This is a genomic window from Brevibacterium sp. JSBI002 (assembly GCF_026013965.1).
GTDB lineage: Bacteria > Actinomycetota > Actinomycetes > Actinomycetales > Brevibacteriaceae > Brevibacterium.
Map to the genome: position 1 here is coordinate 24863 of NZ_CP110341.1, position 24961 is coordinate 49823.

Annotated in this window: 19 protein-coding genes, 1 tRNA gene and 1 pseudogene; 10 read left to right on the forward strand and 11 right to left on the reverse strand. The window is 65.7% G+C overall.

Translation table 11 applies throughout. The annotated features are described in order from the left end of the window. Nucleotides 1-57 precede the first annotated feature (57 nt). Nucleotides 58-537, reverse strand: a complete 480-nt coding sequence (locus LJ362_RS00110; protein WP_320109137.1) for a DUF488 domain-containing protein — start codon at nucleotides 535-537, stop codon at nucleotides 58-60. Nucleotides 538-952: 415 nt separating this feature from the next. On the opposite strand from LJ362_RS00110, the gene LJ362_RS00115 reads away from it, so the two are divergent. Next, nucleotides 953-1618, forward strand: coding sequence for a hypothetical protein (locus LJ362_RS00115; protein WP_264800168.1), 666 nt, complete (start codon nucleotides 953-955; stop codon nucleotides 1616-1618). Here the strand turns inward: LJ362_RS00115 and LJ362_RS00120 are convergent. Continuing rightward, nucleotides 1599-5102 carry a S41 family peptidase gene (locus tag LJ362_RS00120; RefSeq protein WP_264800169.1) on the reverse strand — a complete coding sequence of 1168 codons (3504 nt, stop codon included), beginning with the start codon at nucleotides 5100-5102 and terminating at the stop codon, nucleotides 1599-1601. The two genes, LJ362_RS00115 and LJ362_RS00120, sit on opposite strands and share 20 nt — an antisense overlap. 87 nt (nucleotides 5103-5189) lie before the next feature. On the opposite strand from LJ362_RS00120, the gene argS reads away from it, so the two are divergent. Together argS and LJ362_RS00130 are read left to right on the forward strand one after the other, a co-directional pair. Further along, complete coding sequence (gene argS, locus LJ362_RS00125) at nucleotides 5190-6929, forward strand: arginine--tRNA ligase (RefSeq protein ID WP_264800170.1); 1740 nt, start codon at nucleotides 5190-5192, stop codon at nucleotides 6927-6929. Continuing rightward, nucleotides 6926-8212, forward strand: coding sequence for a CynX/NimT family MFS transporter (locus LJ362_RS00130; protein WP_320109138.1), 1287 nt, complete (start codon nucleotides 6926-6928; stop codon nucleotides 8210-8212). Before argS ends, LJ362_RS00130 begins: the two co-directional genes overlap by 4 nt. Nucleotides 8213-8416: 204 nt before the next feature. Here the strand turns inward: LJ362_RS00130 and LJ362_RS00135 are convergent, their stop codons facing one another. Further along, nucleotides 8417-9157, reverse strand: coding sequence for a hypothetical protein (locus LJ362_RS00135; protein WP_264800171.1), 741 nt, complete (start codon nucleotides 9155-9157; stop codon nucleotides 8417-8419). Between the two features lie 175 nt (nucleotides 9158-9332). Here LJ362_RS00135 and LJ362_RS00140 point away from each other — a divergent pair, with 175 nt between their 5' ends. Beyond that, nucleotides 9333-9875, forward strand: coding sequence for a peptidylprolyl isomerase (locus LJ362_RS00140; protein ID WP_173155180.1), 543 nt, complete (start codon nucleotides 9333-9335; stop codon nucleotides 9873-9875). Between the two features lie 38 nt (nucleotides 9876-9913). Further along, the gene (locus LJ362_RS00145) at nucleotides 9914-10615 is read left to right on the forward strand and encodes a rhomboid family intramembrane serine protease (protein ID WP_264800172.1); all 702 of its coding nucleotides are present in this window, start codon (nucleotides 9914-9916) and stop codon (nucleotides 10613-10615) included. A 410-nt stretch (nucleotides 10616-11025) separates the two neighbouring features. Here LJ362_RS00145 and LJ362_RS00150 read toward each other — a convergent pair whose 3' ends face one another. Next, nucleotides 11026-11748, reverse strand: a complete 723-nt coding sequence (locus LJ362_RS00150; RefSeq protein WP_264800173.1) for a cell division protein CrgA — start codon at nucleotides 11746-11748, stop codon at nucleotides 11026-11028. Between the two features lie 264 nt (nucleotides 11749-12012). Here LJ362_RS00150 and LJ362_RS00155 point away from each other — a divergent pair, with 264 nt between their 5' ends. The 4 genes from LJ362_RS00155 to LJ362_RS00170 all read left to right on the forward strand — a co-directional run bounded on the left by LJ362_RS00155 (nucleotide 12013) and on the right by LJ362_RS00170 (nucleotide 14646). Then, a complete protein-coding gene (locus LJ362_RS00155; RefSeq protein WP_264800174.1) occupies nucleotides 12013-13164 on the forward strand; it encodes a class E sortase in 1152 nt (383 codons plus the stop codon). Between the two features lies 1 nt (nucleotide 13165). Further along, nucleotides 13166-13333 (forward strand): hypothetical protein, encoded by a 168-nt coding sequence (locus LJ362_RS00160; RefSeq protein ID WP_264800175.1) that lies wholly within the window; start codon nucleotides 13166-13168, stop codon nucleotides 13331-13333. Next, nucleotides 13330-13974, forward strand: coding sequence for an anthranilate synthase component II (locus LJ362_RS00165; RefSeq protein WP_264800176.1), 645 nt, complete (start codon nucleotides 13330-13332; stop codon nucleotides 13972-13974). Before LJ362_RS00160 ends, LJ362_RS00165 begins: the two co-directional genes overlap by 4 nt. Nucleotides 13975-14133: 159 nt before the next feature. Beyond that, the gene (locus LJ362_RS00170; RefSeq protein WP_264800177.1) at nucleotides 14134-14646 is read left to right on the forward strand and encodes a GyrI-like domain-containing protein; all 513 of its coding nucleotides are present in this window, start codon (nucleotides 14134-14136) and stop codon (nucleotides 14644-14646) included. 100 nt (nucleotides 14647-14746) lie between these two features. Here LJ362_RS00170 and pknB read toward each other — a convergent pair whose 3' ends face one another. The 7 genes and pseudogenes from pknB to LJ362_RS00205 form a co-directional block, all read right to left on the reverse strand. Beyond that, nucleotides 14747-16633: a Stk1 family PASTA domain-containing Ser/Thr kinase gene (gene pknB, locus LJ362_RS00175; protein WP_264800178.1), complete on the reverse strand. Its 1887-nt coding sequence runs from the start codon at nucleotides 16631-16633 to the stop codon at nucleotides 14747-14749. A gap of 116 nt (nucleotides 16634-16749) precedes the next feature. Next, nucleotides 16750-18576 (reverse strand): protein kinase domain-containing protein, encoded by a 1827-nt coding sequence (locus tag LJ362_RS00180; RefSeq protein WP_264800179.1) that lies wholly within the window; start codon nucleotides 18574-18576, stop codon nucleotides 16750-16752. Further along, a complete protein-coding gene (locus LJ362_RS00185; protein WP_264800180.1) occupies nucleotides 18573-20042 on the reverse strand; it encodes a peptidoglycan D,D-transpeptidase FtsI family protein in 1470 nt (489 codons plus the stop codon). The genes LJ362_RS00180 and LJ362_RS00185 overlap by 4 nt, the downstream gene beginning before the upstream one ends. Further along, nucleotides 20039-21636, reverse strand: a pseudogene (locus LJ362_RS00190) (FtsW/RodA/SpoVE family cell cycle protein). The gene LJ362_RS00185 and the pseudogene LJ362_RS00190 overlap by 4 nt, the downstream one beginning before the upstream one ends. Beyond that, a complete protein-coding gene (locus LJ362_RS00195) occupies nucleotides 21636-23003 on the reverse strand; it encodes a PP2C family protein-serine/threonine phosphatase (RefSeq protein WP_264800181.1) in 1368 nt (455 codons plus the stop codon). Before LJ362_RS00195 ends, LJ362_RS00190 begins: the two are co-directional and overlap by 1 nt. Before the next feature lie 53 nt (nucleotides 23004-23056). Further along, nucleotides 23057-23566, reverse strand: coding sequence for an FHA domain-containing protein (locus tag LJ362_RS00200; RefSeq protein ID WP_101545295.1), 510 nt, complete (start codon nucleotides 23564-23566; stop codon nucleotides 23057-23059). Next, the gene (locus LJ362_RS00205; RefSeq protein WP_264800182.1) at nucleotides 23563-24435 is read right to left on the reverse strand and encodes a DUF3662 and FHA domain-containing protein; all 873 of its coding nucleotides are present in this window, start codon (nucleotides 24433-24435) and stop codon (nucleotides 23563-23565) included. The genes LJ362_RS00200 and LJ362_RS00205 overlap by 4 nt, the downstream gene beginning before the upstream one ends. Nucleotides 24436-24810: 375 nt before the next feature. Between LJ362_RS00205 and LJ362_RS00210 the strand changes: the two genes are divergently transcribed. After that, nucleotides 24811-24894 (forward strand) — tRNA-Leu (locus tag LJ362_RS00210). The last annotated feature ends 67 nt before the right edge of the window (nucleotides 24895-24961 follow it).

A 24961-nucleotide genomic window follows, 5' to 3' on the forward strand; every position in this document is an offset into this window, starting at 1 on the left:
CGGAGCAGCCGCCGGCGAGGACATCAGTCCGGTCGCAGGTGTCAGGGCTGATCTCGCTCATTCGCCGCCCTTTTTGGAGCTCGACTTCTTGCTTCCGGACTTGGTGGTCCCGGTCGTCTTCCTTCCGGATTTCTTTCCAGTCGTCTTCTTGCCGTCATTGAGGATCTCGGCGAGCACGGTGGCCTGGCTGATGTCGTCGCGCTTGGCCGCGGTGAGCAGGGTGAGAGTCCCCTTCTGTGCGAGCTCCCGCAGCTCATCGAGGGCCTTCTCGGCATCATCGTTCTTCAGTTCCTCGCGGAAGCGGCGAGCGAACTCGTCGAACTTCTCCGGGTCGTGGGAGTACCACTTGCGCAGCTCGGTCGAGGGCGCGATGTCCTTGACCCACTCGTCGAGTTCGGCCGTGTCCTTGCTCACTCCGCGCGGCCAGACCCGATCGACCAGAACTCGGGTCCCATCGGACGTCTGCGCTTCGTCGTAGATGCGGCGGACCTGGACCACGGGTGCGCTGCTCTTGGCTGAGCTCTTCTTCTCGGACATCGGCTGACGCTCCTTTCGCTCGCTTCCCTTCGAGTCTACGACGCGAATACAGCGGCAGTGCCCTCTTCCTCTGCCGCTCTCGTCGACAGCTGTTCCTGACGGCAGCTGCACTTGACGGCTGTCGGTACGAACACCCTGGCCGATCGCGCCCGCTGAAGCGCAGACGTCCGAGACGTAGGTCGCCTTGGTGTCGTCACTGCGCAGGTCTCTTCCACGATGTAGAGGATGTCGTCGAAATCCGTGGGTGCGGCATGCTGAGTCGGGCTGGTGCAGGCTGGCATCGTTGCCTCCTCGAACGAAGAATGAATCTAGGTTCACACCTGGTGAACATCAGTTCATGAATGCGGTCAAGAATCGCGTTGCCGGAAGATTCTTGTGAGTTCGCCGAGTTTCGTCAGTCCGCATCGGAGCGCCGGTGCACCGGTGGAAGAATGTTGCCGGCAAGGGTGCCGATGACGACGAGAGACGGACGACGATGACCGCGGTAGAACCTGGGCCGAACAGCTCGATGTCACCGAGGGGCAGGCAGACAGCCGCCGGTGCGGAGATCGGGGCGCTCATCGGCGCCGGCTTCGGGCTGCTGTTCCTCATCATCAACACCGTCCAGTTCTCGACCCTGGGGCGCACACTCGTCATCGCGGTCGGCGTCATCGTGTTCGTCGGCATCGCGGTCCTCGCGGTTCGCGGACTGCTGCGGAAACGTGGTGGTGGCGGCCGCCTCGGCGAATCTGGGGAACGCGGTCGTCGGGAACCCCCGTTCGGTCGCGCTTACTGGATCATCGTGCTCATCGAGGCGGTTCTCCTGTTCGCCGGAACCCGCCTGCTGGCGAGCCTCGGCCATCCGGAACTCGGCGTGGCGTGGGTGGCGGTGGTCGTCGGCACTCATTTCTTCGCGCTCGGCTGGGTGTTCGGGCTCGACCGCTTCCATGTGCTCGCCACCGTCGTCACCCTCTGCGGAACCGGCGGGTTCATTGCCTTCTTCGCGGCGGCTCCGGCGTTCATCCCCGTCATCAGCGGCGTCATCTCAGGCTTCGTGCTGCTCGCCTTCGCCATGTGGGCCCTCATCCCGACCGAGCGATAGAGCCCGGCACGCATCGAGTTTCGTTCGGTTCGTCATCGGGTTCTGATCCAGTCATCGAGTTTTCTCCCGATGACTGGATCAGGACCCGATGACTCCCCACGAGGTGGCCGAACCGGACCCTACTGGCAGGTGATGGGGCTGGCGGGAGATCAGTCCTCGGCAGGAGCGTCGGGCGCCCGGATCCGTCCTTCTTCAGCGGCTGCACGCGTGGGGGCGGGAACTCCGGCGCCTGCGCGGCGGGCCGGGCCTCCAGCTCGGCGAACACCTCGGTGATGGCACGGTCGAGCTGTGGATCGTCGGCGGCGAAGAGCTGACCGGGATCGTGCTCGACCTCGATATCCGGGTCGACGCCGTAGTTCTCCACACTCCAGCCCTTGCCCTCGATCCAGAAGGCATAGCGCGGCTGCGTCACTCCGGTGCCGTCGACGAGATCGTATCGACCGTCGATGCCGACGACACCGCCCCACGTGCGCACGCCGATTACCGGGCCGATGCCCTTGGCCTGCACACGCGCGTTGATGATGTCGCCGTCGGAGCCGGAGAACTCATTTGCCACGAACACCACCGGGCCGCGCGGAGCATCCTCGGGGTCCCGGTCCATCTGGTCGTAGCTGCGAGCCGCACCCCAGGCAACCACCTGATCGGCGAAGCGCTCGGCCACCAGAGCGCTCGTGTGCCCGCCTCGGTTGAATCGCACATCGGCGATGACGCCCTCGCAGGCCATGGCCTGTCGCAGATCCCGGTGCATCTGCGCCCACCCGTAGGAGGTCATGTCCGGGATATGCACATAGCCGATGCGGCCGTCGGACTTCTCGGCCACGTACTCGCGGCGGGAGCGCACCCAATCCTGATAGCGCAGCTTCTCCTCGCTGGGCAGCGGAATGACGGCGACCGTGCGGTCCTTGCGGCCGCGGCGCAGAGTCAGCTCGACGATCGTGTCCGCGGCCCCCTGCAGATGAGCGGCGGGACCGGCCGCCTCGTCGACGGGCTGACCGTTGACAGCCACGATGACGTCGCCGGGCTGCGCTCCGACTCCGGCCTGGCGCAGCGGCGACCTCGCCCCCGGTTCACTGCTCTCACCGGGAAGGATGCGAGAGATCGTCCAACCCTCAGGCCTCCGCTCAAGATCCGCACCGAGGAATCCGAGCTTCTTCGACCCATCGCCCGGTCCAGACGACGGACTGACGTAGGCGTGGGAGGTGTTGAGTTCGCCCACGGTCTCCCACAGTACGTCGACGAGGTCGTCGTGAGTCAGGGCCTTCGCGGCCACGGCGCGCCAGCGCAGCGTCGCCGACTCCCAGTTCACCCCGTTCATGTCCTCGCGCCAATAGTGGTCGCGCATGATCCGGGAGTTCTCTTCGAACATCTGCAGCCATTCGGCCCGGCGGTCGAGTTCGAACCGCAGACGCGAGATATCGACGGAGATGTTGTCATCATCGTCGGCCTCGACCTTCCGGTTCGCCGGGACCACGCTGATCGCGTCGTCGCGGCGCACGACGAGCAGCTTGCCGTCTCCGGAGATCTCATACTCGTCGGCCTTGTCGACGACGGTGGTGACCTTCCGCTTGGCGAAGTCGAAGTACTGGACCACCTCGGCGGGTTTGTCACCGGCATCTCCGGCCTGTCCGGTGCCGAGCTCACCGGCTTCGACGTCGCCGGTGCGCAGCCAGACGAGACCACCGTCGGCGGATTCGAGATCCCGGAAGACCCCCGAGGCGACCGGGAACGGCACGATGCGCTCCTCGGCACCCTCGAGTTCGACCTCGACGGTGGCGGCCGGTTTGTCCCCGCGCCCACGTTCGGTCTTCGCCTCTTCGGTGACCTCGCTGATCGCCCATCCGCCGGCGCTCGGCCCGAACGGTGCGGGCTCATCGGCGGCCAAGGGCAGCAGCCACGGTCGGGTGACGCCGTTGAACGACAGATCGAAGGAATGCTGGTTGTAGGAGGGATCGAAGGTGCGATCGGAGAGGAACGCGACGAACTTCCCGTCGCGGGTGAACGTCGGTGAGAAATCATTGAACTTGCCCGTCGTCAGCGGCTGGGCCTCGCGATCCGACTTCACCTCGGCGATCATCAGCTGCGCGAGCAGCTCCTCACCCTGCGTCGGCTGGGACCACACGAGGTACTTCCCATCGGGTGAGAACCGCGGATTGCGCGCCTCTCCGTGGCCCGAATGTCCGATCAGACGCGTCCGTCCGTTGCCCACCTCGACGGTTCGGATCGACCCGTCGTGGGAGATCGTGGCGAGCATCTTCCCCGCCGGATCCGCCTTCAGATGCAGGACCCGTCCCAGGGCTCCGGCCCCGATTCGCCGAGGCTGCTTGTCCCCGGTCACGGACGCGACCTCGATCGCGTCCTCCCCTTCGACATCGGTGATGTACGCGGCCAACCCGGTGTCCCCGAGGATGAGGGGTTCGCGGGTGCGGATCGACGAATCCGCGCACAGCGCTCGGGCCGGGCCTTCGCGGTGGGCGAGCCAGAAGGTCTTGCCCCGCCATTCCACCACCGAGGCATTGCCTTCTCTGTCGGGGCTGACGTGGTTGAGCCCGGTCTTCGGATCGAGGCTGAGCGGCTGCACCTGAGTGCCCGGCAGAGTCACTGCGAGGGTGCGGACCTCGGCGTCGAGGCTGTCGAGGATCTTGATCTCCCCACGGGAGTGCCAGACGATGCGGGTGCCGTCGGTCGTCGCGTCGCGGACATAGCCCTCGGCCTCGGTCTGGTGAGTGAGTTGGCGCGGTTCGACCGCGGCGTCGCCGGAGCTGCCGGAACTCGCCGAGGTGGCCAGTCCGTCGATGATCCACAGGTTCGCCTGCTCATCGGCATGGTGAGGGAAGGTCGCGGCCCGATCCGAGGTGAACACGAGCGAATCGCCGACCCACAGCGGGTCGGTCAGAGAGGCCTCGTCCTCGCGCAGCAGCCGCTGCCACCGGGCTCCGGACCCATCGCCGATGCCGGCAGCGTTCGCATTGCCGACCCGATCGAGCCACAGCCTCGGTGCGGTGCCTCCTCGGTAGCGCTTCCAATGCGCGGGCGGACGGGAGAACGGCGTCGACAGAGCGGTCACTCCCGTGTGGTGCCGGGCCAGTCCCGAAGCACGACCGAACGACAGTCGATCGACCTCACCGTCGAGGCTCACGGACTTAACGACATGGTTGCGGACCTCGAACTCCCCGGCATTCGCACCGACGAGGACATGAGCGGCATCGGCCCACCCGAGCATCGTCATCGCGCTCGACCCCAACCAGGTGAGCCGACGCAGGGACCCGGTGGCCACCTCGGCGACCATGAGCTCCGGCTGGCCGGTGCGGAAGGATACGAACGTGACGTGCGCTGCGTCGGGGGAGATCCTCGGTGACCGGACCGGCGCATGATCGGAGGTCAGCCGCCAGGCGCGGCCGCCGGCGGAGGGAACGAGCCAGACATCGTCGTCGGCGGTGAAGGTGATGAGATCGGACTGGATATGGGGATAGCGAAGATAAGTCACGTGACCCACATTACAAGCTCGGCTGAGCGGCGACCGCGGGCCGGAACCGATGCCCAGGCAACTTGCACCCGGCAATAGAATGGGCATATGCCATCTCTGACTTCTGTGCTCACGGACCGTTTCGCCGCCGCCCTCACCCAAGCCTTCGGTGAGGACTTCGCAAGGCGCGATCCCGTCATCCGCAGCAGCCAGTTCGCAGACTTCCAGGCCAATGTGGCCCTGCCGCTGGCCAAGGAACTGAAGTCGAAGCCGCGCGACATCGCCGGACAGATCGTCGAGAACCTCGACCTCGAGGGCGTGTGCGAGACCCCGGAGATCTCCGGACCCGGGTTCATCAACCTCACCTTCACCCCGGAATTCCTCGCCTCCACCCTCGAGGCTGGAGGCGCCGCAGCGGCACCGGCGAACGATGCCCCGCAGAAAATCGCCATCGACTACTCGGCCCCGAACGTGGCCAAGGAGATGCACGTCGGGCACCTGCGCACCACCGTCGTCGGCGACGCCTTGGCCCGCACCCACGAATTCCTCGGCAACGCGGTCATCCGCCAGAACCACATCGGCGACTGGGGCACCCCCTTCGGCATGCTCATCGAGCACCTCCTCGATGTCGGAGTCGACTCCGACGAGGCCTCCGAAGTGTCCGAGAACCCGAACGCCTTCTACCAGGCGGCCCGGGCGAAGTTCGACTCAGATGAAGCCTTCGCCACCCGCTCCCGGTCCCGCGTCGTCAAACTCCAGGGCGGCGACGAAGAGACCCTGGGCCTGTGGACGACGCTCGTCGGCTACTCCCGCGAGTACTTCAACCGCATCTACTCCCTCCTCGACGTCACCCTCACCGACGCCGACCTCGCCGGAGAGTCCACCTACAATGACATGCTCGCCGAGGTCTGCGACGAGCTCGAGGCCAAGGGCCTGGCCACGATCTCCGATGGAGCGCTGTGCGTGTTCCCCGAAGGCTTCACCGGCCGAGAGGGCGAACCCCTGCCGCTCATCATCCGCAAATCCGACGGCGGCTACGGCTACGCCACGACCGACCTCGCGGCCGTCCGCAACCGGGCGATCAACCTCGGTGTGAACCGGGCACTCTACGTCGTCGGCACCCCGCAGGCCATGCACTTCGAGATGGTCTTCACCGTCGCCCGCGCAGCCGGCTGGCTGCCGGAGACCTTCAGCCCCGAGCACGTGAAGATCGGCAATGTGCTCGGGTCCGACGGCAAGATCCTGCGCACTCGCTCAGGTGCCCCGCTGCGCCTGGCCGAACTCCTCGAAGAAGCCGTGACCCGGGCGAAGACGACCCTGGCAGAGTCGAGCGTGGACTTCGGGCCTGAGGAGGCCGATGAGGTTGCGCGCATCGTCGGCATCGGTGCGGTCAAGTACGCCGACCTCTCCGTCGCCCACGACACCTCGTACACCTTCGACCTCGACCGGATGCTCGCCCCCATCGGCAACACCGCCCCGTACCTCCAGTACGCCGGTGCCCGCATCCGCTCGATCGGCCGCAAGGCCGAGGCCGAAGGCGTCGATGCCTCCCAGGTGGCGAACGCTGCGATCAGCCTCGGCGAGACGGCCGAGCGTGAGCTGGCACTGTCGATCCTCGGCTTCGCCGATGTGGTCACCGAGGTGGCCGCCGGGTCGACGCCCCACCGCCTGTGCACCTACCTGTTCGATCTCGCCCAGGCATTCACCTCGTTCTACGAGCAGTGCCCGGTGCTCATCGCCGAGACCGAAGAGCTGCGGGACTCCCGTCTGCGGCTCTCGGCGATCGTGCTCGAGGTCCTCCAGGCCGGTCTCGGGGTGCTCGGCATCCGCGTTCCCGAGCGGATGTGAGTTCGCCTCACCGGCCCTCCGCGAAGAGGATGCTGCCCTGGATCGTTCTGGGCATCGTCATCCTCGCCCTCAATCTGCGCACCCCGATCATCGCGCCGACGGCGATCCTGCCCGACGTCCAGGAGGGCACGGGGTTCAGCGCGGCCGGACTCGGTCTGCTGACCGGTCTGCCGGTTCTGCTGTTTGCGCTGGCTACGCCGTTGGCGGGGAAGTTCATCACCCGCCTCGGGGCCGAGGCCACGGTTCTCGCCTGTCTGTCAGGGGTCCTCCTGGGCACAGTTCTGCGGTCGGTCGGCCCTTCCTGGCTCGTGCTCGTGGGCACAGGAATCATCGGCCTCGCGATCACCCTGGGCAATATCGTCGTGCCCGTGCTCATCCGCCGGGAGGTCCCGTGGGAACAGGTGTCGATGGTCACCGGCCTGTACTCGGCGATGATGAACGTCGGGTCGATGGCCACCCTCATCGGCACCGGCCCGCTGGCCGCGGCCTTCGGTTGGCGCTGGGCTCTGGCCGCATGGGGCGTTCTCGCCCTGGCAGGGCTCGGTTTCTGGATGGTGCTCATCCGTGTGCGCGTGCGCCGGGAGGGGGAAGCCGCCCGCGCTGCCGCGGGGGCCGTCGATTCGACTGACCCTTCCCTCGCCGAGGCGGCCGCCCCCGCCGCGAAGCAGTCGTGGGCCGAGGCTCCCGCCTCCTTCCGAGTGATCATCGCTCTGCTCATCATCACGTTCTCCGGGCAGTCGACCGCCTACTACGTGACGACGACCTGGCTGCCGAGCTACCTCGGCGACACGATCGGGCTCGCCCGCACCGCAGCGGGCGGCACGGCGTCCCTGTTCCAGATCGCGGCGATCCTCGGCGCCTTCGGAGTGCCGTTGCTGGCCGTGAAGACGAAGCCGTGGGTGCCCGTGGCGATCGTTGCCGCGCTCTGGCTGTCCCTGCCCGTGGGTCTGCTGGCGGCCCCCGGCGCGTACTGGCTGTGGGCGACCACCGGCGGAATCGCCCAGGGCGGCGGGTTCACGGCGATCTTCTCGATCATCGCCCGTACCGCCGGCAGCGACGCCCAGACTGCGTCAGCATCGGCGCGCGTGCAGTTCGGCGGCTACCTCGCAGCGACCTTGGCCCCGCCGTTCGCCGGTTGGCTCAACACCGCGACCGGCGGGTGGACGGCTCCGCTGCTGCTCATCCTCGCCGCCACCCTCGCATTCACGATCACCGGTCTCGTGGCCGCCCGCCGAGCTGGAGGCTTCCCGCGCGGCGGGCGCGAGGTCCTCGACCCCGAATAGGCTCCCCCTCCCTAATTGCTACCTGACGGCGGCGCAGCAACCTGGCGCGAGGTTGCTGGGCCGCCGTCAGGTAGCAAGAAGGAGTCGAAACGCACAGAAACACCGAGGCGGCCCACCATTGAGGTGGACCGCCTCGGTGACAGTCATGCGATTCCGTGGATTCGCTTGGTGACTGGACAGCGTGACTGATCAGTCGTCAGTGCCTCAGTGCTTGGCGTCGGAGCCTTCAGCCGACTGCGATGCCGGCTTCGGTGCGGGGACCTCGTCTGCGGCCTCAGCCTTGGTCGAGGGCACAGCGGTCTGAGAGACCTCGGTGGCCGCGGCCTGGCGCGAAGCCGGGGTGGAACCGACCGGACGGGCATCGGCGGGACGGTTGTTCGGCAGCGGGGTCGACCAGGGATCCTCGACCGGCTGGGCCTTCTTCCACACGTAGTAGCCGATTCCGGCGGCCGAACCGATGACGAGGGTCCACACAAGTGCGGCCTTTCCGCCACCGGACTTGCGAGCGGTGTCCTTCTCGATGCGCTTGCCGGCGTTGGCGAGAGCCTTGCGGGCCTTCTTCATGGCCTTCTTGTCACCGGTGAGGCGGACAGCCAGGTCATCGATGAGCTTCGGGGTCTCGGCAGCGGACAGCGAAGTCGCGGCGTTCGATGCGAACTTGCCGGCGCGTTCGGTGGCTTCGGGGCGGTAGGACTCGAGCTTGTCGGCCCAGTCGTGGACCCGATCATTGGCCTTGTCGGCCAGAGCTTCGACCTGCGGACGCGCCTTCTCAGCGAACTCTTCAGCCTTGCCGGCCAGCGCCTCGACCTGGGGGCGAGCCTTGTCTGCGGCCTCACGCAGCTTCGGGGCTGCGTTCTCGCTGGCATCTGCCAGGACTCGGAGCGACGTCTGCTTCGCGGAATCGAGCTTCGAAGTGAGCTGATCTCGAGTGGGCTTCTTCGACATAAACAGTTCCCAATCCTTAGATGTCGGTGGTCAGGTGATCATTGACCAGTCTACGGCCTAGGGGCAACCCTGTGGACAGCGGATGTCATCGAATTGTCTGCGGATCGCCTGACAGGTTGGGCAATGGACCTGGTGCGAACCTGCATTCGCCGTCTCGGCGTGGAAGAATGAAGCCATGACTACAGCTTCGACACATACCGCAGTCCTGCACACCAACCACGGTGACATCACCATCAACCTCTTCGGCAATCATGCTCCGAAGACCGTGGCCAACTTCGTCGAACTCGCCCAGGGTGAGCGTGAGTTCACCGATCCCTCGACCGGCGAGCCGACCAAGCGCCCCTTCTACGACGGACTCGGCTTCCACCGCATCATCTCGAACTTCATGATCCAGGGCGGCTGCCCGCTGGGCACCGGCACCGGCGGACCCGGCTACACCTTCGATGACGAGATCCACCCCGAACTGCAGTTCGACCGCAAGTACCTGCTGGCCATGGCCAACGCCGGCAAGCAGATGGGACGCGGCACCAACGGCTCGCAGTTCTTCATCACCACCGCCGAGACCCCTTGGCTCAACGGCAAGCACACCATCTTCGGTGAGGTTGCCGACGAAGCCTCGCAGCGGGTCGTCGACGAGATCGAGGGTGTGCGCACCGCTGCGATGGACAAGCCGGTCGAGCCGGTCGTCATCGAGAAGGTCGACGTCACCGCGAAGTGAGTCACTGTCCGTAGAGGACCACTGAGTACCATGGTGTGATGGACACACCTGAGGAGGGCTCGGCACGGGAAACCGGCCGGGCCCTCTCTGCATCCCCGCCGCTGATCACCCGCACACTCCTCATCGTCACCATCGTGGCGTTCCTCGCGGAGCTCATTCCCGGCCTCGACCTGCTGCGCCGACTGAGCTTCGTTCCCGCACTCACGCTCGAACAGCCGTGGCGGGTGCTCACGGTCGCTCTCGTCCACGAGGAGCCCTCACCGTTCCATCTGCTGGCGAACATGATCGGACTGTTCTTCTTCGGATCCTTCGTCGAGCGGGCATTGGGGCATTGGAAGTTCCTGGCCGTCTACATCATCGGCACCGCGGGTGGTTCGGCCATGGTGCTCCTGCTGGCCGATCCCCTCGGCGTCGATTGGGTGACGCATCATATCGGTGCTTCGGGTGCAGTGTTCGCGATCGTCGGTGTCCTCTTGGCCCCGACCCGTCGGCTCGACCGGAACATCGCCGGGGTGCTCGTATTCGTCGCGCTCAACTTCGGCTACGGATTCCTCGTCGCGGGCGTGTCCTGGGAGTCCCACCTCGGCGGTCTGCTCACCGGGTTCGTGCTCGGCTGCGCAGGGCTGCTCGGGCCGCAGCGCTTGCGGACGCTCGTATTCGCGTCGACCTCGGTCGGTCTGGTGGTGCTCCTGGCAGCCGGCGGAGCGTGGAAGCTGGCCGGCCTCTCAGCCCTGCCCTGAGCTCGCAGCTCGGATTCCGAACTCGGCTGAGGTTCTTGGACTCAGTCCCAGAGTGCGGCGATTTCGACTGCAGTGCAGAGTCGCATAGGTGCTGTCAGGCTTTTACCAGACAAAAGCCGCTTTGTGTGCACTCTGCAGTGGAAAATTCTTTGTCCACAAGCTCTATCCACAACGTGGATAACTTACACCCGTGTGTTTATCCTGGTCAGAGGTCCAAGATAAGTTTTCCACAAGCGACGCACCCGGCTTGGGTATAACTCGGCGCTTGTGGATTGGTGATTCCGGGGTGCCGCTGTCGGAGCAGGTGGGGGACCAGTGAATGCAGATTGTCTGGTCGATCCGCGGTGATTCCGAGCTCAGAATCACCGCGGATCGACCAGACAATCGTCAGGGAATGCGGCCGGGGTCGGCTACCGCCAGCGTGTGGACATGATCAGACCCGCCACGAAGAAGGCGAAGCCGATGAGGATGTTCCAGTTGCCCCAGGCTTCGACGGGGAAAGCACCCTGAGTGATGTAGAAGGTGACGAGCCAGATCAGGCCGATGAGCAGCAGGCCGATGAGGACCGGCAGGAACCAGCTCGGGTTGGGCTTGATGGTCTGCTGGCCCGAGGTCGAGGTGTAGCTCGCCGTCTTGCGGCCCTGCGGGCGCTTGGCGGGATTGCCCGAACGGGACGTGCGCTTGGCGGCCGCACCCTTCGAGCCGGCTGTCTTGGATGATTTGGAATCAGAAGTCTTCGAAGCCGAGGTCTTCGAGTCCGAAGTCTTCGACGACTTCGCATCCTTGGCTGACTTCTCGTCCTTGTTCGAGTCGGACTTCGTGGTCGACTTCTCGTCCTTCCACGCCTTGTCCTTCTTCCCTGCGGCCGCGGTCGCTGAGTCCTTCGCGGAAGCCTCGTCAGAGTCCTCTGCGTCTGCGTCCTCATCCGCGGAATCGCCCTTCAGGTCCTCCGCAGCAGACTCCGTCGCATCCGACTCGGTGTCAGCAGCCTCGGCGACTTCGGTGTCGAGCGATTCGGTCTCGAGTTCGTCGACCTCGGTCGCTTCGACCGCTTCTGCGGATTCGGCCTGCTTCGCCTTGGCCGCCGACGAAGTGCGAGAAGTGCGCTGGGGGCGTCCATTGGACTTGGCCACAAGTACTCCTTTGTCGGTCGACCGTCGTTGGGGTCGCCGAATGAATGGTTGGGGACGATCGCAGACCAGTCTACTCGGGGCGAGGGTCACAGTGAAAAACTCCGACTACCCTGAAAGCGCCCCGAGCGCGCCCCGAACGACGATTCTCATAGGATAAAGTGCATAGGGGTGTCCCCGCCTGTCATCTTCGACGGCCCCCGACAATGCAGTGACAGTCACGGAGCAGAAGTGGTGAATAGTTCCTCCTCGGGTAACGAGCCGGGCGTGAATCCGCCCTCGCGACCCACCATCCGTCCTGCTCAGAGACGGCAGGCTCCAGCTGACTACGGTGACCAGCAGCTCGATCACTCCGCCGGTCAGTCTGCGGGCGGTTCGGGCGATCAGCCGCTGCCCAGCCGACGCGAGCTGCGACGCAGGGAAGCCGAAGCCGCCGCGGCCCAGGGCGAACCGACCGCCGTCTACTCCGACGCTCCGCCCGTCTACGAACAGCCGCAACAGCACCCGCAAGGCCAACAGCACGGCCAGGCCACTCAGGCCATGCCCGCGGTCCCGCAGGGTCACGGTGGACCGCAGACGCACGGCCACCTCGGCGAAGATCAACGCCAACCGCAGGCCGCACCGCAACCGCAGAGCCGGCCTCAGACCCGCCGCCAGCGGCGACGGCAGCCCGTGGAGAAGGAACCGCTCGGCCCGATCCGCGGGACCGTGCGCACCTTCGGCGAACTGTGCATCACGGCCGGTCTCGTCCTCATCCTCTTCGTCGTCTGGCAGCTGTGGTGGACGGACATCCAGGCCAACCGCGACAACGAAGTGCTCGCCGACGAACTCACCCAGGACTGGGCTAACCAGGATCCGAACGAGCTGCCGGACGACCCGGACGAACCCGTGGTCGCCGATCCCGTGGGCAAGAACGAGGCCTTCGGCATCTTCTACATCCCGCGCTTCGGCGACGACTACTACCGGACCGTTGCCGAGGGCGTCGACCTCGAACCCGTGCTCAACCGGATGGGTGTGGGCCGCTACCCGAACTCGGCGATGCCGGGTGAGGTGGGGAACTTCTCCATCGCCGGCCACCGCGTGACCTACGGCAAGCCGCTCAACCAGATCGCGAACCTGCGCCCGGGCGATGAGATCATCGTCCAGACGAAGGACGGCTTCTATACTTACACTTTCCGCAACTTCGACATCATCCTCCCCGATGCCGTCGAAGTGCTTTCACCCGTGCCGGACGCTCCCGACTTCAAGGGCAAAGACCGGATCCTTACGATGACGGCCTGCAACCCGATGTTCTCCGCCCGGGAACGCTACGTCGCCTACGCCGAACTCACGGACTGGACGCCGGCCAGCGACGGAGCGCCGGACAATATCAAGGACTCGAAGGCCTACGACAAGGTCAGCAAGAACGGCGGTGCCTGATATGTACGCATTCATCTGGCGGATCCTCCCGGGCAATTGGGTGGTCAAGCTCATCCTCGCCCTCATCCTCATCGTGGCCGTCGTGCTGCTGCTCATGCAGTACGTCTTCCCCGTGATCGCCCCGTACATGCCTTTCAACAACGCCACCGTGACCGAAGGCGGACAATGACAAAGATCCTCGTCATCGACAACTACGACAGCTTCGTCTACACGCTCGTGTCCTATCTGCGTGAGCTCGGCGCCGACGTCGACGTCGTCCGCAACGACGACATCCCCGCCTCCGCGATCGCGGGGACCGTGAGCACCTACGACGGCGTGCTCCTGTCCCCGGGGCCCGGCGTGCCCGCGGAATCCGGGATCTGCCCGCCCCTGCTGTCCTGGGCGGAGACGGCCGGCATGCCGGTGTTCGGCGTCTGCCTGGGCCATCAGGCCCTCGGCGAGGTGTTCGGCGCCGAGGTCACCCATTCTCCCGTGCTCATGCACGGCAAGACCTCGGTCATCACCCACGACGGCGAAGGCATCTTCTTCGGTTGTCCGAGCCCGCTGACCGTCACCCGCTACCATTCGCTGGCGATCGTCGACGAGACCCTCGACCTCGAGAAGTTCGCGGTCACCGCCCGCACCGACGACGGCATCGTCATGGCCATCGAACACCGGGAGCAGCCGCTGTTCGGCGTCCAGTTCCACCCCGAATCCGTTCTCACGGAATGCGGATACCTCATGCTCGGCAACTGGCTCGAGGTGTGCGGTCTCGAAGGCGCTGCCCAGGCGGCGGCGCGCATGTCGCCGCTGGCGACCGCGATCGCCTGAGAATTCCCGCCGATCCCTGGTCTCAGGGTTCTCGCCGAGGCGGCCCATCGTTATGATCGTGAGCACAGTGATCCCTGTGCTCAGACGATCCGAATCCGCGACGGGATCCGTGCATGGCCTCAGGAGCCGTGCACTGCCGACGAACAGGAGACACCGACGATGTCAGAACCGACCTATCTGCGCGACGAACCGTTCACCGAACTCACCGTCATCGAGGTCCCGGCCACTCCGGCGGCGGTCGTCGAGGCGCGCGAAGTGCACATGTCGGGCCTGCCGGAACTCTTCGACGCCACGTTCTCCGGACTCTTCCCCGTACTCTCCGAGGCAGGACTCGAACCAGCGGGACCGGCCTTCGCTCTCTACACCCGTCAGCCGAGCGAAACGGTGGATCTGCAGGTCGGGATCCCCACCTCGGCGGGGCTGACGAATGCGCAGCCCATCGCCGGCGGTCATATCGTCATCCCCGCGGAGCTGCCCGGCGGATCCATGGCCGTGCGCAGCCACCTCGGCGGATACGACGGGCTCGGGGAGTCCTGGGCGCAGCTGCTCAAGGACGTGATGGCGGCCGGGCATCGACCGGGACTGCCGTTCATCGAACTCTATGTCACCGAACCCAGCCCCGAGGCGGATCCCGCCGATATGCGCACCGACCTGTTCCTCACCCTGGAGTGAGGACCGGCGTCACCGACGCCCACAGACTCTCTTCGGAGACAACAGCGGCCGGGCCAGTCGATGACTGACCCGACCGCCAGGCGACCGTGGCGTGTGCGGCTCAGTTGCCGATGATGCCTTCCGTCCAGTTGTCGAAGAGCCCTCCGCCCATCGAATCCTTGTCCTTCTTGTCCTTATCATCCTTGTCGTCTTCGTCTCCGCCGTCATCGTCGCCGGGAGCGGTCGGGATGCCACCGGGGACCGACGGGATCGACGGCGACGGCTCCGGCGGCTTCTTGGCCACCTTCACGGTGATCTCAGAGCCCTGCTTGACCTCGCTGCCGCCGGTCGCGGACTGTTCGAAGACCTTCTTCTCATCGTGTTCGTCGGTCTCGACCTCTTCGGTCTTGCACGTGAACTGGTACTCATCGCCTTCGAGGGTCTTGCAGGCCTCCTCGGCCGTCTGGCCGGTGACATCGGGGACCTCGACGAGACCTGAGGACACGACGAGATCGACATTCGAATCGACATCGACCTCCTGACCGTCACCGGGCTTGGTCTCGATGACCACGCCCTTCTCCACATCCGGGGAATTCTGGGAGATATGGGTGCCGGCCTGCAGCCCCGCGTCATTGATGATCTTCCGCGCCGCCTCCTCGGTCTTTCCGGAGACGTCGGGGATCGTCACGGACTCGGGTCCGGAGGAGATGATCAGCTTGACCACGCTGTCCTTGTCGACCCTCTGACCGCCCGGAGGATCGGTTTCGATGGCCTTGCCCTTGTCGACTTCCGAGCTGTACTTCTCGTCCGTGTTCACTCGCAGGCCCTGTTGCATGAGGGCCGCCTCGGCCTCATCGGCATCCATATCGGCCACATCCGTGACTTCGACCTGAACGATCGGTTCGGGCTTGTTGATCTCGTACACCCACAGGGCCACGGCGGCCAGGGCGAGGAGCACGAAGATGCTGCCGATCCAGACCCACGCGCGGGAGCGCTTCTGCGGCGGACGCTCCTCCTGATTGGTCATGATCGTCGACACCGGTCCGGTCTCGGGAGCGGCATCGGCCTCGTTGGCATGGGCCATCGGGGCGGTCATGGGCGGGGCCATCATCGGATACGCCTGAGTGGCTTCGACATCGTCCTCGAAGCTCATGGGACGGCCGTCGCGGGCGGCGAGCACGTCCTCACGGAAGGTGTAGGCATCCTGATACCGGGCGTCGCGGTCCTTGAGCAGAGCGTGGAGGAGGAGCCGGTCGACGGCCGGTGGGATGTTCGAGTTGAAGAAGCTCGGCGGCTGCGGGGTCTCCCCGACATGCTGGTAGGCCACGGCCAGCTGGGAGTCGCCGACGAACGGGGGACGGCCGGCAAGCAGCTCGTAGAGCAGGCAGGCGGTCGAGTACAGGTCGGAGCGGGCGTCGACGACTTCGCCGCGGGCTTGCTCGGGGGAGAGGTACTGGGCGGTGCCGACTACGGACTGGGTCTGCGTCAGTCCCGAATTGTCCTTGAGCGCTCGGGCGATCCCGAAGTCCATGACCTTGATGTCACCCTCGGGAGTGAGCATGACGTTCGCAGGCTTGATGTCGCGGTGGACGATGCCGTTGCGGTGGGAGTACTCTAGCGGAGCCAGCACCCCGGCGATGACATTGAGGGCCTCGTCCACGGTGAGTGTGCCGTGCTCGTTGAGGACTTCGCGCAGGGTCTGGCCCTCGACGTATTCCATGACGATGAACGGCACGGACACCGACGAGCCGCCGGATTCGACGAATTCCTCTTCACCCGAATCGTAGACGGAGACGATTCCGGGATGATTGAGACCGGCAGCGGACTGGGCCTCGCGCTTGAGCCGGGTATGGAAAGACGGATCGCGGGCGAGATCGGAGCGCAGAAGTTTGATGGCCACGCGACGGCCGAGACGGTTGTCGACGCCCTCATGCACTTCTGCCATGCCCCCACGGCCGAGGAGCGCACGAACTTCGTAACGCCCCGACAGCACCTTGGGTTCACTCATGTATGTCCTCCGCTTGTCTCACCCGGTCTCACGGTTCATTCTCACCTGAACCGGGTCGAGTTTCAGTATCTCAAACTCTTCGCTTCTCGTAATCGCTGGTCAGTATCGTTCAATGTCTATTCATCGCCGTTGTTTCCGTTCTGGTTGCCGCCGGCCTCCGAGTTCGAACCGCTCGACGAGCCTTGATTGCTGCCCGCCCCGTCATTGCCGCTGTTCGGGTTGGAGCCGCCGGAGGTGTCGGCCGAATCGCCGGAGCTCGAGGTATCCGACTCGCCTGACGTGTCCGTCGACGATGAGGAGTCCGATTCGCTCGACGTCTCGGAGTCCGACGACGAACTCGACGAGCTCGAGGAATCCTGGTCGGAGGACGAGCCGTTGTCACCGGAGTTCGAACCCTGATCCTGCGAATCGGATGAGGAACCGGAATCCGAGCTCGACTCCGAGTCATTGCCCAGCCCCGAATCGGATCCGGAGTCCGAGGCCGGCTCTTCGGGCTGCTCGGCGGGACCGGCGGAGATGTAGAGGGTCACGGTGTCACCCTCTTCGAAGGTGTAACCGTTGTCGCCCTCGCCGACGTCCGCGACGGTTCCGGCCGCCCGATCCGAGTTGATGTCGGTCGTCTCGACCTCGAGTCCCTTGTTCTCGAGGTTCTGCGTCGCCGAGGATTCCGTGAGTCCGATGTAATCGTTCTTATCGATCTCGATCGTCTTCGCCGCCTCCGAGGTGGGCGCCGAGGTCGATGGCTCCGGTTCGGGTTCGGCATTGCCTCCGCCGAGGAAGAACCACAGCAGGGAACCGACCGCGATGAGGGCGATGATCGCAAGGATCCAAATGAGGACCCGGCCCTTGTTCGACTGCTTGTCCTTCTCCAGATCCTGATTCTGCGGATCGTTGGGATCGATCTGTCCCGTATTCGCCGCAGCTGCTCCGGCACCCGCGGCACCAGCGCCGACGATTCCGGCGGCGGCACCGTTCGGGTACACCTGGGTCGCATCGTTCGAGGAGGTGACGGGCAGGGTCTTCGTCGTGGCTGCCGGCTCCGGGTTGTTGAAGACCTGGGTCAGAGCTTCGGACGCCGCGGCTCCGTGGCGCATCTGCGGCACGAGCTCCTCGGCCCCGGCGATGTCCCCGGCCGAGAGCGCCTCGGCGGCCTTGGCGACCTTGAACGCGTCCGAGGGACGGCGTTCGGGCTTCTTCTCCAGCAGGCAGTCGACGAAGCGGCGCAGCGGTTCGGAGACCGTGTCCGGCAGCGGCGGATGCTGCTGATTGACCTGGGCGATGGCGATGGCCACCTGCGAGTCCCCCGTGAAGGGACGCTGACCGGCCAGGGCCTCATAGGCGATGATGCCCAGTGCATAGAGGTCGGAACCAGGTCCCGAACCCTTTCCGGTGGCCTGTTCGGGGGCGAGGTACTGGGCGGTGCCCATGACCTGCCCGGTCTTCGTCAGCGGTGCCTGATCGGTGACTCGGGCGATGCCGAAGTCCGTGATCTTGACCCGGAAGTCCGGGGTCATGAGGATGTTGCCGGGCTTGATGTCACGGTGGATGACGCCCACCTTGTGTGCGGCACCGAGGGCCTGAGCGGCCTGCGTGACGATGGAGAGCGTATCGGTCTCGGATAGGGGAGCACTGCGCTCGATGATGGCCGACAGAGCCTCACCGGGCACGTATTCCATGACGAGGTAGGGCGAACCCTGCTCGTCACCGTAGTCGTAGACGCCGGCGATTCCCGGGTCGGAGACTCGGCCCATGTTCTGGGCTTCGGCACGGAACCGGGCGAGGAAGGTCGATTCGGAGAGGTACTCGTCCTTGAGGATCTTCGCCGCGACCTCGCGGCCGAGCACGGAGTCCACACCCTTCCAGACCTCGCCCATGCCGCCGACGGCGATGCGGGAGGTGAGTTTGTAACGGTTGCCCAACAGGGTGCCTTCGACGGGTCTCATTTCTCGACCACCGCTTCCATCATGTTCTTCGCGATCGGTCCTGCGACCGTCGCACCATAAGCTTCGTTGCCCGCGTTTCCACCGTTCTCGACTACGACCGCGACTGCGACCTGAGGGTCGTCGGCGGGGGCGAAGGAGATGAACCAGGCATGGGGTGCCGCGCCCTTGGCGTGCTGGGCGGTGCCGGTCTTCGCCGCGACCTTCGTATCGCCCATCTTCGCCACCGAGGCGGTGCCGTTCTCGACCACACCGGTCATCATGTCGGTGAGCTTGTCGGCCGTATCTCCGGACACGGGGCGGGACATCTGGCTCGGACGGGTCTCGGAGACCGGCTCGAGGGTGTTCGCATTGAGCACCCTGTCGACGAGCTGGGGCTTCATCATCTTGCCGCCGTTGGCGATTCCCGCGGTCATCATCGCCATCTGCAGCGGAGTCGACCTGACCTCGTACTGACCGAGCGAGGACTGAGCCAGCTGCGGCGGATTGAGGTCGGACGGGAAGGAGGACGGGGTGACATTGAGAGGGATCTCGAGATCCTCGCCGAAGCCGAACTTCTCGGCCTGCTTCGCGATTGCGTCTTCTCCGAGGTCCATGCCCAGGGAGGCGAATGAGGTGTTGCAGGATTCGGCGAGCGAATCGGCCAGGGTCGGCTTGCCCCCGTTGCGGCAGGCACCGGGATGCGAGTTGCCGATCGTCGCCGTCGTCTGCGGGAGATCGAGCGTGGCGGGTCCGTTGAGCTGGGAATCGGGTTCGTAGTCACCGGATTCCAGGGCGGCCGCCGCGACAAGGACCTTGAAAGTCGAACCGGGCGGGTACAGGTTGCCGCCGATAGCTCGGTTGTAGGCGGGCTTGCCCTCGGCGGCTTCGAGGTTCTTGAAGGCCTCGCTGGCCTCAGTTGTGTCGTGGCTGGCCAGGGCATTGGGATCCCAGCCCGGGGTCGAGGCCATGGCCAGGATCTTCCCGGTCTTCGGGTCGAGGGCCACGGCAGCGCCGTTCTGGTTGCCCAGCCCGTCCCACGCCGCCTGCTGCACCTTCGGGTCGATCGTCAGCTCGACGGCGGCGCCGCGAGGCTGTTCACCGGTGAAGAAGCTGCCGACCTTGTCATAGAACAGGGCGTCGGAATCTCCGGAGAGGTAGTCGCCGGAGGCTCGCTCCATCCCCGAAGCGCCGGACACGACGGAGTAGTAGCCGGTCAGCGAGGCGTAGGCGCGCGGATCGAGGTTGTCCGAGCCGTATTTGCGCTGGTACTTGTACTTGTCGTCGACCGGTTCCGAATACGCGATCGGGGTGCCGTCGACGAGGATCGGACCGCGATCACGAGCCAGCTGGTCGAGGATCCGCCGGTTGTTCAGCGGATTGTTGTTCAGCGAATCCGCGGTTACGTACTGCACCCAGCTCGTCGACCCGAACAGGAGCGCGAACATGACGAATCCGACGACGGCGATATGCGTCAATGGCTTCTTCATCGTTCACCTCCGGTGGGTCGTTGGTCGGTGGCGTCTGTGTCGTTCAGTGCCTGGCCGCGGGGCCGTACACGATCATCAGCGGGTGGCAGATTCGTGGTCGGGGCTTCGTCGTCGAACACGCGGGAGTCCGCCGGCGGCAGGTTCGTCGTGGGGGCATCCTCGTCGACGGTGCGCGCCGTGGCGGCCGTGTCCTTGGCGCGGGCACCCGCGGGAACGGGTTCGGGATCCTCGGTGATGGTGAGCACTCCGGTGTGGAACTCCTCCACGGGGCGCCTGGCATTGTCCGAGATCCGCAGCAGCAGGGCGATGATCATCCAGTTCGCGATGAGCGAGGAACCGCCCTGTGCGAGGAAGGGCGTGGTCAGACCCGTCAGCGGGATGAGGCGCGTGACGCCGCCGACGACGACGAAGACCTGCAGGGCGATCGTGAACGACAGTCCCGTGGCCAGCAGAGTGCCGAAGCCGTCACGCAGCTGCTGAGCGGTGCGGATTCCGCGCTGGAAGATGAACAGGTAGCACAGCAGGATGACGAAGAGCCCGGCCAGGCCGATCTCCTCACCGAAGCTGGCGTAGATGAAGTCGGATTCGGCGTAGGGGACCATATTTGGTCGGCCTTCGCCGAAGCCGGTGCCGATGAGGCCGCCGTTGGACATGCCGAACAGGCCCTGCACAAGCTGGTAGGAACCGCCGGGAGTCTTGTTGTACTCCTCGGCGGTCAGCGCATTGAGCCAACCGGACACACGCTGTCCACGTGGGAGAAGAGGAAGGTCGCCGCAACTGCGCCGGCGGAGAAGAATCCGAGGCCGAGGATGATCCACGAGACCTTCGAGGTGGCCACATAGAGCATGGCGACGAAGAGGCCGAAGAAGAGCAGCGAGGTGCCGAGGTCGCGTTCGAAGACGAGCACGCCCACGCTGGCGACCCAGGCGACGACGATGGGTCCGAAATCGCGGAGTCGGGGGAACCGGATGCCGAGGATCTTCGGGCCGGCGGCGACGAGCTGGTCCTTGTAGGTGACGAGGTAGCCGGCGAAGAAGATCGCCAGCAGGATCTTCGCGATCTCGCCGGGCTGGAAGGACAGCGGGCCGACGCCGATCCAGATGCGCGCACCGTTGATGGTCTTGCCGATGCCGGGGATGAGCGGCAGCAGGAGGAAGACCAGGGCGGCGAAGCCCGAGACATAGGTGTAGCGGCGCAGCCAGCGGTGGTCGCGGACGACGAAGATCACAGCGATGGCCAGACCCACGCCCAGTGTCATCCACACCAGCTGGGTCATCGCCGAACCGAGGTATTCGTCTCGGCCGAGGTCGACGCGGTAGATCATCGCCAGGCCGAGGCCGTTGAGCAGCACCGCGATCGGCACGAGCACGGGATCGGCGTATTTCGCCTTGATCCACACGATGATGTGGAGGATGACGCCGAGGGTCGCCAGCCATGCGGCATAGCCGTAGACATTGGCCGGGATGGTGTCTTCGACTCCGAGACCGACCAGGGCGTAGGCGGTGGTGGCGACGGCAATAGCCAGGATCAGGAGACCGAGCTCGGCCAGCCGGTAGGTTCTGGGGCGCGCGGTCTGCGAGGGAGCCTGGTTCATCACTGCGACTCCCGGGTGATGGCGTCACTGGGGTCCGCAGACTTCGAATCCGGAGGTGAGGGAGCCGGGTCGCTCGGACTCGTCGAGTCCTCGACATCGCCGGACATGCCGGAGGAGCGATCGGATTCCTTGCGCAGATTGTCGATGATGCGATCGGCCTCATCGCGTGACCCGGCGGGAATCGATCCGCGCAGACGGTCCTGGGAGTAGCTGTTGAGGCTGCCGACCTCGATGTCCGTGTTGTCGACGAGGCGGCTGAGTTCGATGGGTCCGAGCGTCGTGTCGAGACCGCGATAGAGGGAGACCTTGCCGTCGTCGTCGGCGACGTAGTACTGGTGGCTGACGTAGTTAAAGGCGAAGAATCCGCCGACGGCCAGCGCAACGATCACGATGGCGGTGATGATCCACCCGAGGTAGGACCTTTTCTCGACCTCATCGTCGAGGTCGGCCTCCTCGTCTGCCGCGGTGTTCGTCCGCAGCTGCTGAGAGGTTCCGTCCCGAGCGTCGACGTCCTCGCCGTCCACCGTCTGGATCGGTGCGGTGTCGGCGGACACGTCGTCCTCGGCGAAGGTCGTATGGGCTTCGGTGTCCACGGCCGCCTCGGCGTCGGGGTTCGCACCGATCGCGGCGTAGCGGGGGTTGAGGTGGACGGAGCCGACGGACACGCCTTCGGTGGTCTCGACCTCGCCTTCGAGGACGTCGCCGACGACGACGGTGACATTGTCGGCTCCGCCGCCGGCCAGGGCCAGGTCGATGAGCTGACGGCATGCCTCGTCGGGGTCGGCCACCTCTTTGAGCACACGGGTGATGTCGTCGATATCGGCGAAACCGGTCAGACCGTCCGAGCACAGCATCCAACGGTCGCCGACCTGCGCCTCGCGCAGGGACAGGTCGAGGTCGGGGGAGGCTCCGACGTCGCCGAGGACCTTCATCACGACCGAGCGCTGCGGGTGGGTCTCGGCCTCCTCGGCGGTGATCCGGCCTTCGTCGACGAGCATCTGCACGAACGTGTGGTCGTGGGTGATCGGTTGGAGCTTGTCCTCGCGCAGCACATAGCCGCGCGAGTCGCCGATATGGGCGAGAGCGAAGCGGTTGCCGGTCGCGCGCAGAACAGCGGTGACGGTGGTGCCCATTCCGGCGAGTTCGGGCTGTTCGCCGACACCACGGCAGATGCGGTCATTGGCTTCGAGGATCGAGGTGCGGAGGAGTTCGAGGGCGTCCTCGCCTCCGGGTTCGCGGTCGAGTTCGGCCAGGCGGGACACGGTGATCGCCGAGGCGACATCTCCGCCGGCGTGACCGCCCATTCCGTCGGCGATGAGCAGGAAATTGGGTCCCGCATAGCCGGAGTCCTGGTTGTTCTTACGCACCAGCCCGGTATGAGACCGGGCTGCCGAACGGAGAGTGATGGTACCGCCGGTCGTCACGATTGGGTCTCCAGGGTCGTATGTCCGATGGTGATCCGGGTGCCGATGGCCAGCTGGATGGGCCCGGTCATGCGCGAGCCGTCGACGATGGTGCCGTTCGTCGACCCGAGGTCTTCGAGCATCCAGGCTCCGTTCTTCGCCGAGATCCGCGCATGATGGCTGGAGGCGAAGTCGTCATTGATGATGATCGTGTTGTCGGGAGCTCGGCCGAAGGTCACGGGCGCTCCCGAGAGCATCAGCGTCTGCCCGGCCAAGGGGCCGTCGGTGATGCGGATGGTGCCCGGATGGGCGTGGGCAACCGGGGCGGCCGCCGGACGAGGTGCGGGAGCCGGCCGCGACGGTGGCGGCGGGGCGGACTTGGAACCGCCTCGGCGAGCTTTCTTTCCGGCCCGGGCCTTCCGGGGGCCGAAGATGTCGCGGCGGAGGACTCCGGCGACTCCGAGGACGAAGAGCCAGAGGATGACGAAGAATGCCAACCGGAAGACGGTGACGGTGAATTCGCTCACTGGGCATCCCGCTCGTTGTAGTGGACCTCGGCCTCTCCGGCGAGGAGGACATCGCCGTCGGACAGGGTCGCCGATGTCAGTTTGCGTCCGTGCAGAAGCGTGCCGTTCGTCGAACCGAGGTCGTTGGCCACGGCACGGTCGCCTTCGACGACGATCTCGAAGTGACGTCGTGAGACGCCGGGATCGTCGATGACGAAGTCCGAGCTCGACGAGGATCGGCCGAAGGTGTTCGTGCCCTGGCGCAGCATCTGCGTGCGACCGTCGATGGTGACGCTGGCTTCGATTGAGCGCGCGGGTGCCGGCGCCGGTGCTGGCCGGGAGGCAGTGTTCGGTCGCGAGGTCGCGGCGGGGGCCGGGGCCGACCGGGCGGGTTCGGGAGTGCGGCGCGGAGTCGCGGGTCGGGAACCGGAGTTCGGGGACTCGCCGACGATCGGATTCGCCCGCGATATCGGGTCGTAGCCGCCGCGGTTGGCCGGTTGAGCGGCGGGGGAACCGTCGGGACGTTGGGTCGAGGACACGACGCGGTACATTCCCGTGTCGAGGTCGTCGGCGAGAGCGAATTCGACGGAGACGGGACCGACGAAGCTGTAGGCCTGTTCGACGGCGTGATCGCCGACGACCTGGCGCAGATCGGAGCGCAGCTCGGACTCTAGCCCGGAGAGTCGGTCGTGGTCGGTCTGCGAGAGCTCGATGACGTAGTGATTGGCCGTCAGGGTCCGACCGCGGGAGACCACAGCGGCCTTGTTGTCGGCTTCACGGCGCAGGGCTCCGGCGAGCTCGACGGGTTCGACCTGGGATCTGAAAGCCTTGGCGAAGGCGCCGTTGACGACGTTCTCCAGCCCCTTCTCGAAGCGATCGAGTAGCCCCATGGCACCTCCTCATCAGGTGTTGCCGTTGCCGGACGAACTCTTCGCCTAGCGTCTTTGAGTGCTCTGACCAGGTGGTCCTGATCACTTGCACTCTGGGCACATCAACACCCAATCCTAACGCGGGGAGGCTCTCAACTCACGTCACGCGTGTTCGCGGGGCGAAGCTGTGCTGGGATTCCCTGCGCGCATCCAGGGAAGATCGAGGGAATGCAGACGGCGCAGGTGGGCCGGCGTGCGGGGCGAGCGTGGTCGGCCGCGCGGGTCGGGGGTGAGTGAACGCTCGGGTCGAAAATGTGAAGGTGGACACGTTTGGGTCGATTCGGCGCCCTCGGTTTTCAGTTTCGCCGACTCCGATGCTAGAGTTTTACTTTGTTCGCGCGAGTGGCGGAATTGGTAGACGCGCTGGCTTCAGGTGCCAGTGGCCGCAAGGTCGTGGGGGTTCAAGTCCCCCCTCGCGCACAGCGAACGAGAAGCCCCTCACCGGGTCCCGTCAGGGTCAAGGTGAGGGGCTTCTTCGTGCCTGCGG